The sequence below is a fragment of the Bordetella genomosp. 5 genome (assembly GCF_002261315.1).
Lineage (GTDB): Bacteria > Pseudomonadota > Gammaproteobacteria > Burkholderiales > Burkholderiaceae_B > Bordetella.
Genome location: NZ_NEVP01000004.1, coordinates 466,698 through 481,154, shown reverse-complemented (window position 1 = coordinate 481,154; position 14,457 = coordinate 466,698). Strand labels below are relative to the sequence as shown.

Sequence of the window (14,457 nt, the reverse complement as noted above, 5' to 3'; positions counted from 1 at the left end):
CCCTCTCTTTTACACCATGCGCCTTGCGGGGCCCTACGCACGCGGCGGCGTATCATGGAGCCCCGTTCGACAGCTCATTCCGCCTTCGCGGCGGCGCCCCTCCGACGATGGACATCTTCCAGCAATTGCAAGACCTGCTCGACGCGCAAGGCGCCACCTATCAGCTTCTGCGCCACGCGGCGGAGGGCCGTTCCGCCGAGGTGGCCGCGATCCGTGGCACGCAGGTCAGCCAGGGCGCCAAGGCTCTGGTCTGCCGCGTGAAAATGAGCTCCACCGTGCGCCAGCATGTGCTGGCCGTCTTCCCGGCCGATGGCCAGGCCGATCTCGACGCGATCGCCGTGGCGGCGGGTGGCAAGAAGGCATCGCTGGCCACGCGTGACCTCGCCCGCGAACTCACGGGCTGCGAGATCGGCGCGATTCCGCCCTTTTCGTTCAATCCGGATCTGATGCTGCTGGTGGATCCCACGCTCGAGCACCGTCATGAGCAGATCGTTTTCAACGCCGGCCGCCTCGACGCGTCGATCCTGATGCGGGCGGACGACTACTTTCGCATCGCGCGGCCCCGCGTGGCCCCCCTGGTGCGCCCGGCCGATGCCGCGCCCGTGCAGGCCGCTTCCGCCCAGCCCGCCGGCGCGGCCGACGTCGACGCGACCTAGGATCCGCCATGTGCCTTGCCGTCCTCGCCCTTCATCATGTGCCCGGCATGCCGGTCCTGATCGCGGCCAACCGCGATGAGTTCCATGCCCGCCCCACCGAGCCCATCCACCCCTGGCCCGGGCAGCCGGTGCTTTATGCCGGCCGCGATCTGCAGGCCGGCGGCAGCTGGATGGGCACGACGGACCGGGGCCGCTTTGCACTGGTCACGAACTACCGCGAGGTCGGGCGCCAGCAGACCGATGCGGTCTCGCGCGGCGCCCTGGTCGAGGCCTACCTGCGCGGCGACGACGCGCCGGCCGACTACGTGGCGCGTGTGGCCCGCGAGGGGGAGCGCTACAACGGATTCAATCTCATCGTCGGCGATCTGCGTTCGGCCTGGTATTGCAGCAATCGCGACCCGGGCTCGCCACGCCGGCTGGCGCCGGGCGTGTATGCGGTCTCCAACGCCCTGCTCGACACGCCCTGGCCGAAGCTGGTCCGCCTCAAAGCCGCTTTCACGCACGTGCTGGAACACGCCAACGCGGCCTTCGCGCAACAGATTCCGGCCCTGTACGCGGCGCTCGACGACCGCACCCCGGCCAACGACGCCGATCTGCCGCGCACCGGCCTGCCGCTGGATCGCGAGCGCCTGCTGGGCAGCCCGTTCATCGTGAGCCCGGATTACGGCACGCGCAGCTCCACGCTGCTCGCCTGGCATGCCGACGGACGCGGCGAGCTGCACGAGCGCACCTTCGATCCGGACGCGCGCATCCGGCGCGAAACCGATCTGGCTTTCCGCGTCAGTCCAGGCTGAAAGCTCTGCCGGATTTGTTCACAACCGGCAACGAACTTGCATGGCTTCCCATGGTCGAATCAGACATTCCGGGATGAACGGCGACCGGGCTTTCGAACTGCCCCGCCGCACCTGCCGGAACCGACCGATAGGAGTGTTCGCCATGAAGAAAAACCACGAACGTTCGATGATTGCCGCCGCGATGATCGCCGGCACCCTCGCCTTCTCCGGGCTCGCCCATGCCCAGGAAACCCTGCCCGTGCTGCCGCAGGCACAGACCCAGGGCTCGGTGCAATTCGTCTCGGGCGGGATCGGCGAAGGCCAGTCGCAGGCGCTGCAGAAGGCCTCGTCGCAATACCGCCTCGCCCTCACCTTCGCCCAGCGCGGCGACGGCGGCCGCGGCGTCTACCTGGCCGACGTGCCCGTGCAGATCACCGACGCCAAGGGCGCCACGGTGCTCAACACCACCTCCCAGGGGCCGTACCTGCTGGCCAACCTGCCGGCCGGTGAATACACCGTCAAGGCAAGTTCCAGCGGTGTCGAAAAAACGCAGAAGGTGAAAGTGGGCGCAAGCGGCACCACCCGCGCCAGCTTCGAGTGGCCGCTCAGCAAGTAAGCGGGCCACGCGCCTGGCGCCGCGGCGTCGGGCCCATTCGATTGCACGCCTGACCGCTGTGCGCCATTAAGGACGCAGGCCGGCATATTGCCGGCCTGTTTTTATCCGGCAGCAAAGGCCGGCTCAACGGCCCGAGAAGAGGATCACCACGTTGAGCACCAGGCCGGTCGCCCAGATGAGCGAGCGCAGCGTGCCGTAGCCGCCCACGTACAGCGCGACGTAGACGACGCGCGTGAGCAGCCAGGCGCCCATGAGCACGGCGAGATGGCGCGGATCGGCGTGGGTGTGCAGTGCATACAGCACCGCCGCGTAGAAAAACGGCAGCGACTCGAACCCGTTGTTCTGCGCGGCATGCGCGCGCGCACGCCAGCCCTCCTGACGCGCCAGCCACTCGCGCGGCGCGTTGTTGTCGAAGCGCTTGCCGCCCGCCTTCGCCAGCCCCGCCGACACGATCGGCAGCACAGCGGCCACCACCATCAACCACGCGATCACATGCATCCCTGTCTCCTGCTCCGGCGACGGATGCCGGGCGTCACATGATTGCCTGCCCGTTTCAAGGCGTCAATCGGGCTGGTGTCGCTTCGGCAGGTATGCGCCCGCGCGGCGTCAGGCACGCGATCTCCGCGCCTTCGTCCGAACGCGCGCCGTGCCGCCCACGGCCCTCGCATACACTGCTGCGCACCCCTGGCTTTCCTTGCCGCGCCATGCCTGCCCACGCCCCCTGGCTGATCCTGATTCCTTCTTACCTGCTGCTCTGGCCGCCGGCGACCCGGCGCCTCGCGCTGATAGGCATCGCCGCCGGTCTGCTGCTGGCCGCGATCGGCGGACAGATCGACGCGCGCGTGCTCGCCCCGCTCGCACTGCTGGGCGCGTCCGCGTGGGCGGTGTGGCAAGGCAGCCCGCAAGGCGCGTCCGCGCGCGGCTGGCTCACGCCGGTGGGGCACGCGGTATTCGTGCTGACGGCCCTCGGCCTGGCGCTGCACCTGTTCCCCGGCTTTCACAACACGCGCGTCATCGACGGCGTCCGGTTCGATCCGCGGGCGGTGCCGTTCACGCTCTATCTGAACTTCGACAAACCCCTCGTCGCGGCCTGGATCCTGCTGGTGCTGGCCCCGCCCTGCCTGGGCCGCAGCGCGGCCGCCACGCTGCGCGCCGCGTGGATGGCCACCGCCGCCGCCTGCCTCGCGTGCCTGGGTCTGGCCTGGCTGTTCGACTACACGCGCTGGTCGCCTCATTGGCCGGCCCAGGGCGGGATCTGGCTGCTGAACAACGCCGTGCTCGTGACGCTGGCGGAAGAAGCGTTTTTTCGCGGCTATGTGCAGCAGCAGCTAAGCCGCAGGCTGGGCTTCGCGGCGGCATGCGGCATCGCCGCGTTGCTGTTCGGGTTGGCACACTGGGCGGGCGGGCCCGCCATGATCGCGCTCGCCACCGTGGCGGGACTCTGCTACGGCTGGGCGTACCGGCACGGCGGCCTGGCCGCGGCCGTGGCCGCGCATCTGGGGCTCAACACCGTGCACTTCGGCTTGTTCGTCTATCCCGCGCTGGCGGGCTGACGCGGCGCGCGCCGCGTCAGTCGTCGCGCACGCGGCCCCGCATGCGCTTGACGTCGCCATGCTGGACCTTGCGCTGCACCCGCCGCTGTTGCGAGGCGCGCGTGGGGCGCGTCGCCTTGCGCGGGCGCTCTTCGTGCAAGGCCTTGCGCAGCAGCACCAGCAGGCGCTCGACGGCGTCGGCGCGGTTCTTTTCCTGGCTGCGAAACGCCTGCGCCTTGATCACCACGACGCCCTCTTTCGTGACCCGATGATCGTCGAGCGCCATGACCTTGTCCTGCACCTCGGGCGGCAAACCGCTGGCGCGCAGGTCCAGGCGCAGGTGCACCGCGCTGGAGACCTTGTTGACGTTCTGGCCGCCGGCGCCCTGGGCTCGGATCATGCCGAAGACCAGATCGCGCGGATCCAGGTAGAAAGCGTCCTTGATATGCAACATAGGGCGTGAGTCTACCCCCTTATCGGGCCGCGTGCGGCAGCGTCCGCGCCTCGGTCGGGCGCAGGTTGGCCGGTGCCGGTAAAATGCGGGATTGTTCTCCACCTCCGGCCTGTCCGCCCGGAGGCCCCCGCATGACTTACTCCGCCAAAGAAATCTTCAAAACGCTGCAGGGCGAAGGCGCTCAGGCCGGCCGCGCGGCCGTGTTCTGCCGCTTCGCCGGATGCAATCTGTGGTCCGGCCGCGAAAGCGACCGGGCCAGCGCCGTCTGTACCTTCTGCGACACCGACTTCGTCGGCACCGATGGCGTGGGCGGCGGCAAGTTCGCCACGGCCCAGGCCCTGGCCGACACGCTCGCCCGCACCTGGGGCCCCGAGCGCGCCGGCCGCTATGTGGTCTTCACGGGCGGCGAACCACTGCTCCAGCTCGACACCCCGCTCATCGAGGCGGTGCATGCCGAAGGCTTCACCATCGCCATCGAGACCAACGGCACGGTCGAGCCGCCGCCCGGCATCGACTGGATCTGCGTCAGCCCCAAGGGCAGCTCCACCATCGTGGTGCGCAAGGGCAACGAGCTCAAGCTGGTCTATCCGCAGCGCGAAGCGCCGCCAGAGCGCTACGCCGATCTCGAGTTCGAGCACTTCTTCCTGCAGCCCATGGACAGCCCGCAGCGGCTGGCCCATACCGAGGCCGCGGTGCAGTACTGCATGCAACATCCGCAGTGGCGGCTGAGCGTGCAAACCCACAAATACATAGGCATTCCATGAACGTCCGCATGAGCACGACGAGGTACGCGTCGTGATTTCCGTTACCCGCAGGCTCGAATTCGACGCCGGCCATCGCATTCCCGACCATCGCAGCCAATGCCGCAACCTGCACGGGCACCGCTATGTGCTCGAGCTCACCCTCACGGGCGACATCGTGCAGGCGCCCGGCGAGTCCGACAACGGCATGCTGATGGACTTCTCCGAGATCAAGTCGATCGCAAAGACGCACGTCGTCGACGTCTGGGACCACGCGTTCCTGGTATTCGAGGGCGACACGGCGGTGCGCGCGTTCCTGGAAACGCTGCCCGGCCACAAGACCGTGGTGCTCGACCGCATCCCCACGGCCGAAAATCTCGCCACCATCATCTTCGGCATCCTCGCGCCGCACTACCACGGCCACTACGGCGCCGACCTGCGGCTCACGCGCGTGCGCCTCTACGAAACGCCCAACTGCTGGGCCGACTGCACCGCCTGAGTTCCCGGCACGGGCGCGCCGGCCGGCGCGCCCGCCGCTCGCCCTGCCCGCCGCTCGCTCTGCCCCCGCTGCCGCCCTGCCCGCTGCCTTCGTGCCCGCCGCCGCCCTGGCCGCCGGCACTCCCTCGTTGCTCCCCTGACCGCCGCCTTCGGCGCCACCAATTCCCCGCCTCCCTGCCCGACCCCGGTCAATCCGCCCCCTTTTTGGTGAGGCGGGACGCCTGCTCACCATTAGGCACAATCGATCAGAATTATTGCGATTTCCTATTTATTAGCTTCCTACTAAATAGGATACAATGCACTCCATGAACACGCCTTCCGACGCCCGCCTCATGGCCATGACCGCCAACCTCATGGTGCTCTCGCGCGCCTATCGCGGCGCGGCCGACAAGGCACTGGCCGACTTCGGCATGTCGCAGGCCACCGCCTGGCCGGTGATCCTCACCGGACGGCTCGGCGATGGCGTGCGCCAGGGCGTGCTGGCCGAGGCGCTCGGCGTCGAGGGGCCGTCGCTGGTGCGCGTGCTGGATCAGCTCGTCGCCGCCGGCATGATCGAGCGCCGCGAAGACGCCCAGGACCGCCGCGCCAAGACGATCCACCTGACCGATGCCGGCCAGGTGCTGCGCGAGCGCATCGAGGGCGTGCTCATTCAGTTGCGCCGGCAGCTGTTCGATGGCGTGAGCGAAGCCGATCTCGAGGTCTGCCTGCGCGTGTTCGACACCCTCAAGACCGCGCTGGGCCGCCAGTCGGCCGCCTCCATGGAGGACTACCGGCCATGAAGCTGCCCACCGCCGAGGAATCGCTCTTTTCGATCAAGTGTTACCTGGGCGCCATGTTGGCGCTTTATGTTTCGTACACCATCGGATTGCCGCGCCCCTTCTGGGCGGTCACCACCGCCTACGTGGTGTCGCAGCCCTGGTCGGGCGCCGTGCGCTCGAAGGCGGTGTACCGCCTGGGCGGCACCTTCTTCGGTTCGGCCATGACGGTGTATTGCGTGCCGCGGCTCGCCAACTATCCCGTGCTGATGACGCTGGTGATGGTGCTGTGGGTGGGCACCTGCCTCTATATCGCGGTGCTCGACCGCACGCCGCGCTCGTATCTCTTCATGCTGGCCGGCTACACGGCCGCCATGATCGGCTTTCCCAGCGTGACCGACCCGTCCACCGTGTTCGACACCGCGCTGGCCCGCGTCGAGGAGATCAGCCTCGGCATCCTCTGCGCCACGCTCGCCCACAGCCTGATCCTGCCGCGCGGCATCGCCGCGCCGCTCATGGGTCGGCTCGACGCCACGGTGCGCGATGCCCGCAGCTGGATTCAGGACGTGCTCAATCGCCGCGACGAGGCCCGCCATGCGCGCGACCGCCGCGTGCTGGCCAACGACATCACGCAGCTGCGCCTGCTCTCCACCCATGTGCCGTTCGACAACGGCAACATCCGCTGGACGGCCGACGCGCTGCGCGCCATGCAGGATCACATCGCCGCGCTCACGCCGGCCGTGTCCGCCGTCGAAGACCGGCTCCAGGCGCTCTGCGCCGCGGGTCACGAGCTGCCCGCGCCGGTGGCGCAGGTGCTCGACGATATTTCCGTTTGGATGGACGGCTCCCGCACCGTCACGCGCGATCAGGCGGTGAAGCTGCGCGCCGCCCTCACCCGTCTCGAGCCCACGCTCGATGCGCAGGCCAGCTGGCAGGACGCGCTGCTCACCAGCCTGCTCGTACGGCTGCGCGAGCTGGTCGACACCTACGATGCGTGCCTGGCGCTGCGCCTGGACATCCGCGACGGCCTGCACGGCGTGCCGCATCTGTCGGCGCGGCCCCGCCGCCTCACCCGCGGCCAGGCCCTGCATCGGGATCACGGCATGGCGCTGCTCTCGGCGCTCGCGGCCGGCGTCGCGATCTCGATCTGCTGCCTGTTCTGGATCGGCACGGCCTGGACCAACGGCGCGACCGCCGCCATGATGGCCGCGATCTTCAGCTGCTTCTTCGCCGCGCAGGACAACCCCGTGCCCGGCATCATGCAGTTCCTGACCTACACGATCTATTCGGTCCCGCTGTCGGCGCTGTACCTGCTCGGCATCATGCCCGCCGTGCATTCGTTCGAAATGCTGGCCCTGACGCTGTTTCCGGTGGCGTTCGTGACGGGCGTGTACATCATGCGGCCGGCCAGCACGGGTAAGGCGATGGCGGTGTTCTTCGGCCTGACCGGCACGCTCGCGCTGCACGACACCAACACGGCCGATCTCGTGTCCTTCCTCGACACGGTGGTCGCCCAATGCATCGGCGTCGCCGTGGCCGCCCTGATCGCCGCGCTGTTCCGCAGCGTGAGCGTCGAAGCCAGCGCGCGCCGCATCCAGGCCGCCAATTGGCGCGAGCTGATCGCACTGGCCGGCAATCGCCGCGTGCCGGGACGCCAGGCCTACGCGAGCCGCATGCTCGATCGCATCGGTCTGCTGCAGCCGCGCCTGGCCCTGAGCAAACGCGCCGACGATCAGTTGGCCGACGACGCCCTGAAGGATCTGCGGGTGGGCAAGGACATCGCCGAATTGCAGCGCGCGCGCCGCCATCTGCCGGTCGCCGACGTGGCGATCCAGCCCGTGCTCGATGGCCTGGGCAATTTCTTTCGCGAGCGCAACGCGGGCCGGCGCGGCACGCGCACGCCCGAGCTGCTCGATCGCATCGATCAGGCACTGGCCAGCGTGTGCGCCAGCGCGAACCACACCGAGGGCCCGCGTGCGGACGCCCGCGGTACGGACGCGCCGCGCACGTGCGGACCCCGCATGGGCGGCCCCCGCACGGGCGGACCCCGCACGGGCGGCCCCCGCGAGCGCGCCGTGGTGGCGCTGGTGGGTATCCGGCGCGCCCTTTTCCCCGATGCCGAAGACTATCGTCCGCGGCGTCTTGATTCCGCAGGGTATGCATCATGATCGGCGAATTCAATTTCTACGGCGTCTTCTTTCCGTGGCTGCTGGTGCTGGCCGTGCCCACCCTGGCCGTGGCGTGGATGACGCGGCGCGTGCTGGCACGGGTCGGCTTCTACCGCCTCGTGTGGCACCCCGCGCTGTTCGATCTGGCGCTGTTCGTGGTGCTGCTGTATGGCGCCAGCCTGATTTCCCCTTATTTTTTCCAGAGATAGCAGTATGAAACTCCCAACCATGCTTCGCCCCGCTGCGCTCGGCCGTTATGCCGTGACGGCGCTCGTCGTGGCCGCCGCCGCGTACGCCGGCTGGCAGCTCTGGGTGCACTACGAAGTCGAACCCTGGACCCGCGATGGCCGCGTCAAGGCCAACGTGGTGCAGGTCGCACCCGACGTGTCCGGCCTCGTCACCCAGGTGCCGGTGCACGACAACCAGGACGTCAAGGCCGGCGACGTGCTGTTCGAGATCGACCGCGCCCGATTCGCGCTGGCGCTCGACCAGGCCGACGCCGCCGTGCGCGCCCAGCAGGTCGCCCACGATCAGGCCGCGCGCGACGTCAAACGCAATCGTTCGCTCGGGCAGCTCGTGTCGGCCGAGACGGTCGAACAGAGCCAGACCCGTCTGCAGCAGACCGACGCCGCGCTCGCGCAGGCCAAGGTCCAGCTCGACGTGGCCAAGCTCAATCTCGAACGCAGCCGCGTGATCGCGGCGGTCGACGGCCGCGTCACCAACCTCGATCTGCGCGTGGGCGCCTATGCCACCGCCGGTCATCCCGTCATGGCCCTGGTCGATGCCCATTCGTTCTACATCGAGGGCTACTTCGAAGAGACCAAGCTGGTGCGCATCAAAGAAGGCGATGCCGCGCTCGTCACGCTGATGGGCGACGACCGCCAGATCCGCGGCCATGTCGAAAGCATCGCCATGGGCATCGCCGATCGGGACCGCAGCACCAGCGCCAACCTGCTCCCCAATGTGAACCCGACGTTCAATTGGGTGCGGCTCGCGCAGCGCATCCCGGTGCGCGTCAAGATCGACAGCATTCCCGACGGCGTGCGGCTGGTCGCCGGTCAGACGGCCACGGTCGCCATCGACAACGCCACGCCTGCCGCGGCTACCGCGGCCGCCCCGGCGGCCAGCACGCCGCCGTCCGGTCGCGCGGGCTGATCGCACTTTTCATTCATCGTTTGCCTACAGAAGTCTTGCCATGAAAACCCGCCTACTCCTGCCGCTTGCGTTCGCGCTCGCGCTGGCCGGCTGCGCCGCCGTCGGTCCCGACTATCACGTGCCCGCCGAGGCCGTGGTAAAGCGCGACGCGGCCCAGGGGCCGTTCACGCAGGCCGAGGCGATGGTCAGCCAGGCGCCGCTGCCGGCGCACTGGTGGCGCCTCTATCAGGATCCCACGCTCGACGGGCTGGTCGAACAGGCGCTCGCCGCGAACACCGATCTGCGCGTGGCGGCCGCCAATCTCGAGCGCGCGCAGGCCGTCACGCGCGAGACGCAGGCGGGCCAGGAGCCCACGTTGGGCGTCAACGCCTCGCCGACCTTCGGTCATGGCTCCGGCATCCAGCAACTGCAGCCCGACACCCGCCCGCAAGACCGATGGTCGTATTCGAGCGGCGTCAGCATCGCCTATCAGGTCGATCTGTTCGGCCAGATCCGGCGCGCGATCGAAGCCGCGCAGGGCGACGAGGCCGCCGCGCAGGCCGCCTACGACAGTGCCCGCGTCACGCTGGTCGCCGAGACCACCCGTGCCTACGCCGATATGTGTGCGGCCGGCATGCAGCTCGCCTCCGCGCGGCAGTCGGTCAAGGTGCAACGCGATTCGTTGCAGGCGGTCGAGCGGCTGCAGCAGGCGGGGCGCGGCACCGCCCTCGATGTCTCGCGCGCCCGCGGTCAGCTCGAACAACTGCAGGCCAATCTGCCGCCTTTCCAGGCCCAGCAGCGCATCGCGCTGTACCGTCTCGCCGCCCTCACCGGCCGGGCGCCGGCCGAGTTGCCCACGACGCTGCTGCAATGCGCGCAGCCCCCGCGCCTGACGCAGACGATCCCGGTGGGCGACGGCGCGGCCCTGCTGCGGCGCCGGCCCGACGTCCGTCAGGCCGAACGCACGCTGGCCGCGGCCACGGCGCGCATCGGCGTGGCCACGGCCGACCTCTATCCGAAAATTTCGCTCGGCCTGTCCGGCGCCTCGGGCGGACCGGCCAGCATGCTGGGCGACCGAGGCACGTTCAGCTGGAGCGTCGGGCCGCTGATCAGCTGGACGCTGCCCAACACCGGCGCCGCGCAGGCCCGCATCGCCGAGGCCCAGGCCTCGACCAAGGCCGCGCTCGCGCGCTTCGACGGCACGGTACTCAACGCCCTGCGCGAAACCGAGAGCGCGCTGGTGAGCTATGCGCGTCAGCTCGATCGCGACGCCGCACTGAGCGCGGCACGCGACCAGAGCCGCCTCGCGGCGCAGCAGGCGCGCCAGCTGTTCACGCTGGGCAAGACCGACTACCTCACGGTGCTCGACGCCGAACGCACGCTGGCTGCCAACGAAAGCGCGCTGGCCGCCTCGCAGGCGCAGCTCTCGTCGGATCAGGTGGCGCTGTTCCTGGCGCTCGGCGGTGGCTGGGAAGACGCCGGCGCGCCTGCCGCGCTGCGCTGAGCAGGCGCCGGCAGAGCGCTCGTCCGCGCGCGGTTCAGGCGGAATCCGGGCGCTCGCACAGCGCACGGATCGCGCCGAGATCGCCCAGACGGGCGAGCCCGCGGATCTGCTCGCCCAATGCGTCGAGTGAGGGATCGCGCGCCCGCAGCGCGCGCGCCCAGTCCATCAGGTCGGAGATGGCGCCGCTGTCGAGCAGCGCGTGCAGCTGTCGCAGATCGTCGGCGGACAGTCGCGGCGCGGACGCCGACACGGGCGCGGGTGCCGCCACCTCGTTCACCGACAGCCGCAACAACCTGGCCAGCACGTGCCTCAGTTCCACCAGGCTGATGGGCTTGAGCAGGCTCGCGTCGTAACCCGCACCGCCGCCCGAGCGCGTGTCGTGCGGCGTGGCCGACACCGCGACCACCGGCACCTCGGGCCAGCGTGCGCGCGCGGCCGCCAGCACCGCCGCACCGTCGGCACCTTCCATGCGGTGGTCCGTGAGGATCAGGTCCGGCCGTGGCGCATCCGCGCGCCGAATGCGCGCCAGCATGCCGAGCCCATCGGCCTCGCTCTCGACCGCGAAGCCCAGGCTGGTCAGCTCCTCGACCAGGAACTCGCGGATTTCCGGCGTATCTTCGGCCAGCCACAGTTGCTTGCCCTGCCCCTCGAGCGCCGGCAGCGCGTGCGCCGCCGTCGCGAGGTAGTGATGCGACACCCGGGACTCGTCCAGCACCCGCACCGGCAGGGTCACGTGCACGGTGGTGCCCTCGCCCACCCTGCTATCGACGCGAACGTGGCCATCCATGCGCTCGGTCCAGTGCTGCACGATGGCCAGGCCCAGGCCCACGCCGGGCTGGCTGTCCGCCGCCGCAAGCCGCTGGAACGGCTCGAAAATGCGCTGCAGGTCTTCCGGCGCGATGCCGCTTCCGGTATCGCGCACCGAGAGCACGAGATGCCCTGAAACGGCGTCCGTCGCCGATGCCGCGGCACCGTCCTCCTCGCGGTAGTCCGCGGTCAGCGTCAGGACACCGTGCTGCGTGAACTTGGCGGCGTTGTCGATCAGATTGGACAGCACCTGCCGCACGCGCCTGCCGTCGAGATCCAGCACGGTCGGCACCTCGGCCGACACGCGCAGCACGAAGCGATTGCCGTTGCGCGCCGCGATCGGGCCGGCCTCCTTCGCAATCACGTCCAGCAGCGCGTGCACGTATTCGGGCGAAAGCCGCAGCGCCTGGCCGCCCGCCCCCGCCGCGTAATCGATCAGGTCGTTGACCATGCCCAGCATATGGTCGGCGCTGCGTCGAATGATCGTGCCGCGCGGCGCGTCGTCGCGCCCGCCGGCCTGGATCAGATCCGCGAAGCCGATGATGGACGTGAGCGGCGTGCGCAGGTCGTGGCTGATGCGGGCCAGGAAGTCCTGGCGCACCCGCCCTGCCTCGTCGGCGCGAATGAGCGCGGCCTGCAGGGCCTGCGTGCGCTCGGTCACCGCCTGATCGAGCCGCTGGTGTTCGCGTTCGCGCGCCCGGGTCAGGGCCTCCTGGGCCGCCAGCCGTTCCTGGCGCTGCTGCCGCGCCCGGCCGTGCAACAGCACGCCCAACATCAACGAGATCGCCATCAGGTCCCACGCAATCTCGGGCCCGCCGCCCCAACTGCCCGGCAGCAGCCCGTGGATAAAGGCCAGCCGCAGCACCAGGCACACCAGATAGACCGCGAACGACAGCAGAAACACGCGCGCATTGGCATGACCCCGGCGCCATCCATCCACCATCGACACCAGCCAGACCAGGGCCCACAGCAGCACCAACCCGATCATCGCCTGTGCGCTCACGCGGTAATCGCCCAGCGCGGCCCACACGCAGCCGATCGCACCGCAGACGGTGAGCGCGTGATACACCCAGCGCCACAGCCGCACGCGCTGCAGATCCGCGAAGCGCATGGCCATGTAGCCGAAGAGTGTCGTGGCCAGCGTCGCGAGCACCGTCGGGGCACGCAGCACCCATTCGCCGCCGTCGGTCAGCACGTAGCGATACAGCAGACCATGAAACGCCAGGCTGTAGAGGATCTCGGCGAGAATGGCCACGGCCAGCAGCAGGAACACCGGATCGCGCTGCGACACCCCCAGCAAGGCCGTGTAGAGGCACACCATCGCCAGCGCGCCGATCAACAGCGCCATCACCAGCGTGCCGCGCTGCTCCACGCCCACGAAGGCCGCGGGCGTCCAGAGCACGGGTTCCATGTTGATCGCCGAGCGGCTCTGCACCCGGACCAGCACCGTCATCCGCTCACCCGGCGCCAGCAGCAAGGGCAGGACCGACACGGTGGCGGGCACTTCGCGCAGCGACAGGGGCTCGCGGTTGCCGGCGAGCAAGGTCTTGAAGGGGCGCTGTGTGTCGTCGTCGAACAGGTAGAAACGGACGTCTTCCAGCCGCGGCACGCCCAGCGACAGCCAGCGCTCCTGGATGTCCGGCGTGGAATTGTTCACTTCGAGGCGCAGCCAGAATGCCGAGGCCGAGTAGCCGCGATTCAGCCAGGCCGCGCTCACGGGTTGCCAGGCAGCGTGCAGCATGTCGGCGGCTTCCTGCCGGCCGGCGCGATCCTCCACGCCACGCAGCACGCCCTCCAGGCGCAGGCTGCCGCTGAGCGCGCTCAGATCCACCACGGCTTGCGGCGGCTGGCCGCGCGCGGGCATGAAGAACCCGGACAGCAAGAGCAGAAGAACGAGAACAGAGACCAGCGACCGCGGCCACGCGCTGTGGCGGTCAAGCATGCGGATCCGACTCCTGGCGCAACGCCGTCGGCGGCATACCGAAACGCTCGCGAAACGCCGTGGAGAAATTGCCGCGGTTGCCGTAGCCCACCGCCTGCGAGATCGCCTGAATATCCAGGCCGGTCTCGCACAACAGGCGGCGCGCTTCGCGCATGCGCTCTTCACGCAAAAACTCGAACACGGTGGTGCCCGCGCAGCGGCGGAACGCCTGGTTCAGGCGCCGTGCGTTGGTGCCCAGCGCCTGCGCCAGCGGCATCAACTCCGGCGTCTGGTCCAGCCGCTCGCGCAGCAGCTTGCGCGCGGCCCGAAACAGCACGCCGTCGAGCGAGGCGCCGGCGGCGGCCGCCGACATGCCCTCTTCCGGGCGCGGCTCGGGCGGCGCCGCCGGCGCCACCCGCAGATGAATCAGGAGGCGCAGGCGCACCTCTTCGAAGTCGAACGGCTTGGTCACGTAATCGACCGCGCCGGCCGACAGGCCCGCCACGCGCTCGTTGGGCAACACCGCCGCCGTCAGGAAGATGATCGGGATGCCGTGCGTGGCCCGGTCGGCCTTCAACAGGCGGCAGGCCGCGACGCCATCGCAGACCGGCATCGTGACATCCATCAGGATGATGTCGGGCTGCACCAGCAGCGCCTTCCGATAGCCGTCGTTGCCGTCTTCGGCCACATAGACCCGGCAATCCTGGCTGGTCAGGAAGTCCACCAGCAGCATGCGGTCTTCGGGGCGATCCTCGACGACGAGCACGCGCAAGCCGGCAAGCTGGCCGGGTGCCAGCGGATCGGGGGCGTCATTCATGCCGCGCATTCTTCCACGGCGGCCCGCGGCCGGACGCACTGCGACAGACATCTCTCCTGCCGCCGCACGAATATTTTTCCTT

General features: G+C 69.5%; 15 protein-coding genes. 11 read left to right on the top strand and 4 right to left on the bottom strand.

Annotated elements, in window-relative coordinates:
• Positions 1-107 precede the first annotated feature (107 nt).
• The 3 genes from CAL25_RS07755 (at position 108) to CAL25_RS07745 (ending at position 2,045) form a co-directional block, all read left to right on the top strand.
• Positions 108-656: a YbaK/prolyl-tRNA synthetase associated domain-containing protein gene (locus CAL25_RS07755; protein ID WP_094799354.1), complete on the top strand. Its 549-nt coding sequence runs from the start codon at positions 108-110 to the stop codon at positions 654-656.
• 8 nt (positions 657-664) lie between these two features.
• A complete protein-coding gene (locus CAL25_RS07750) occupies positions 665-1,450 on the top strand; it encodes an NRDE family protein (protein ID WP_094799353.1) in 786 nt (261 codons plus the stop codon).
• Between the two features lie 142 nt (positions 1,451-1,592).
• Positions 1,593-2,045 carry a carboxypeptidase-like regulatory domain-containing protein gene (locus tag CAL25_RS07745; RefSeq protein ID WP_094799352.1) on the top strand — a complete coding sequence of 151 codons (453 nt, stop codon included), beginning with the start codon at positions 1,593-1,595 and terminating at the stop codon, positions 2,043-2,045.
• Between the two features lie 123 nt (positions 2,046-2,168).
• Here the strand turns inward: CAL25_RS07745 and CAL25_RS07740 are convergent, their stop codons facing one another.
• Positions 2,169-2,543 (bottom strand): MAPEG family protein, encoded by a 375-nt coding sequence (locus tag CAL25_RS07740; protein ID WP_094799351.1) that lies wholly within the window; start codon positions 2,541-2,543, stop codon positions 2,169-2,171.
• A 206-nt stretch (positions 2,544-2,749) separates the two neighbouring features.
• Here CAL25_RS07740 and CAL25_RS07735 point away from each other — a divergent pair, with 206 nt between their 5' ends.
• Complete coding sequence (locus CAL25_RS07735) at positions 2,750-3,598, top strand: CPBP family intramembrane glutamic endopeptidase (RefSeq protein WP_094799350.1); 849 nt, start codon at positions 2,750-2,752, stop codon at positions 3,596-3,598.
• Between the two features lie 16 nt (positions 3,599-3,614).
• Here the strand turns inward: CAL25_RS07735 and arfB are convergent, their stop codons facing one another.
• On the bottom strand, positions 3,615-4,031 hold the full coding sequence (gene arfB, locus CAL25_RS07730; RefSeq protein ID WP_094799349.1) for an alternative ribosome rescue aminoacyl-tRNA hydrolase ArfB: 417 nt from the start codon (positions 4,029-4,031) through the stop codon (positions 3,615-3,617).
• Between the two features lie 131 nt (positions 4,032-4,162).
• On the opposite strand from arfB, the gene queE reads away from it, so the two are divergent.
• The 7 genes from queE to CAL25_RS07695 all read left to right on the top strand — a co-directional run bounded on the left by queE (position 4,163) and on the right by CAL25_RS07695 (position 10,830).
• Positions 4,163-4,795 carry a 7-carboxy-7-deazaguanine synthase gene (gene queE / locus CAL25_RS07725; RefSeq protein WP_094799348.1) on the top strand — a complete coding sequence of 211 codons (633 nt, stop codon included), beginning with the start codon at positions 4,163-4,165 and terminating at the stop codon, positions 4,793-4,795.
• 31 nt (positions 4,796-4,826) lie between these two features.
• Positions 4,827-5,270 carry a 6-carboxytetrahydropterin synthase QueD gene (gene queD, locus CAL25_RS07720; protein WP_094799347.1) on the top strand — a complete coding sequence of 148 codons (444 nt, stop codon included), beginning with the start codon at positions 4,827-4,829 and terminating at the stop codon, positions 5,268-5,270.
• Positions 5,271-5,574: 304 nt separating this feature from the next.
• A complete protein-coding gene (locus CAL25_RS07715) occupies positions 5,575-6,048 on the top strand; it encodes a MarR family winged helix-turn-helix transcriptional regulator (RefSeq protein ID WP_094799346.1) in 474 nt (157 codons plus the stop codon).
• Positions 6,045-8,192: an FUSC family protein gene (locus CAL25_RS07710; RefSeq protein ID WP_094799345.1), complete on the top strand. Its 2,148-nt coding sequence runs from the start codon at positions 6,045-6,047 to the stop codon at positions 8,190-8,192. The genes CAL25_RS07715 and CAL25_RS07710 overlap by 4 nt, the downstream gene beginning before the upstream one ends.
• Complete coding sequence (locus CAL25_RS07705; RefSeq protein ID WP_094799344.1) at positions 8,189-8,401, top strand: DUF1656 domain-containing protein; 213 nt, start codon at positions 8,189-8,191, stop codon at positions 8,399-8,401. The genes CAL25_RS07710 and CAL25_RS07705 overlap by 4 nt, the downstream gene beginning before the upstream one ends.
• Before the next feature lie 4 nt (positions 8,402-8,405).
• Positions 8,406-9,347 carry an efflux RND transporter periplasmic adaptor subunit gene (locus CAL25_RS07700; RefSeq protein WP_094799343.1) on the top strand — a complete coding sequence of 314 codons (942 nt, stop codon included), beginning with the start codon at positions 8,406-8,408 and terminating at the stop codon, positions 9,345-9,347.
• 40 nt (positions 9,348-9,387) lie between these two features.
• Positions 9,388-10,830 (top strand): efflux transporter outer membrane subunit, encoded by a 1,443-nt coding sequence (locus CAL25_RS07695; RefSeq protein WP_094799342.1) that lies wholly within the window; start codon positions 9,388-9,390, stop codon positions 10,828-10,830.
• Positions 10,831-10,864: 34 nt separating this feature from the next.
• On the opposite strand, the gene CAL25_RS07690 is transcribed toward CAL25_RS07695, so the two are convergent.
• Together CAL25_RS07690 and CAL25_RS07685 are read right to left on the bottom strand one after the other, a co-directional pair.
• A complete protein-coding gene (locus tag CAL25_RS07690; RefSeq protein ID WP_094799341.1) occupies positions 10,865-13,579 on the bottom strand; it encodes a hybrid sensor histidine kinase/response regulator in 2,715 nt (904 codons plus the stop codon).
• Complete coding sequence (locus CAL25_RS07685) at positions 13,572-14,384, bottom strand: response regulator transcription factor (protein ID WP_094799340.1); 813 nt, start codon at positions 14,382-14,384, stop codon at positions 13,572-13,574. The genes CAL25_RS07690 and CAL25_RS07685 overlap by 8 nt, the downstream gene beginning before the upstream one ends.
• Positions 14,385-14,457 lie beyond the last annotated feature (73 nt).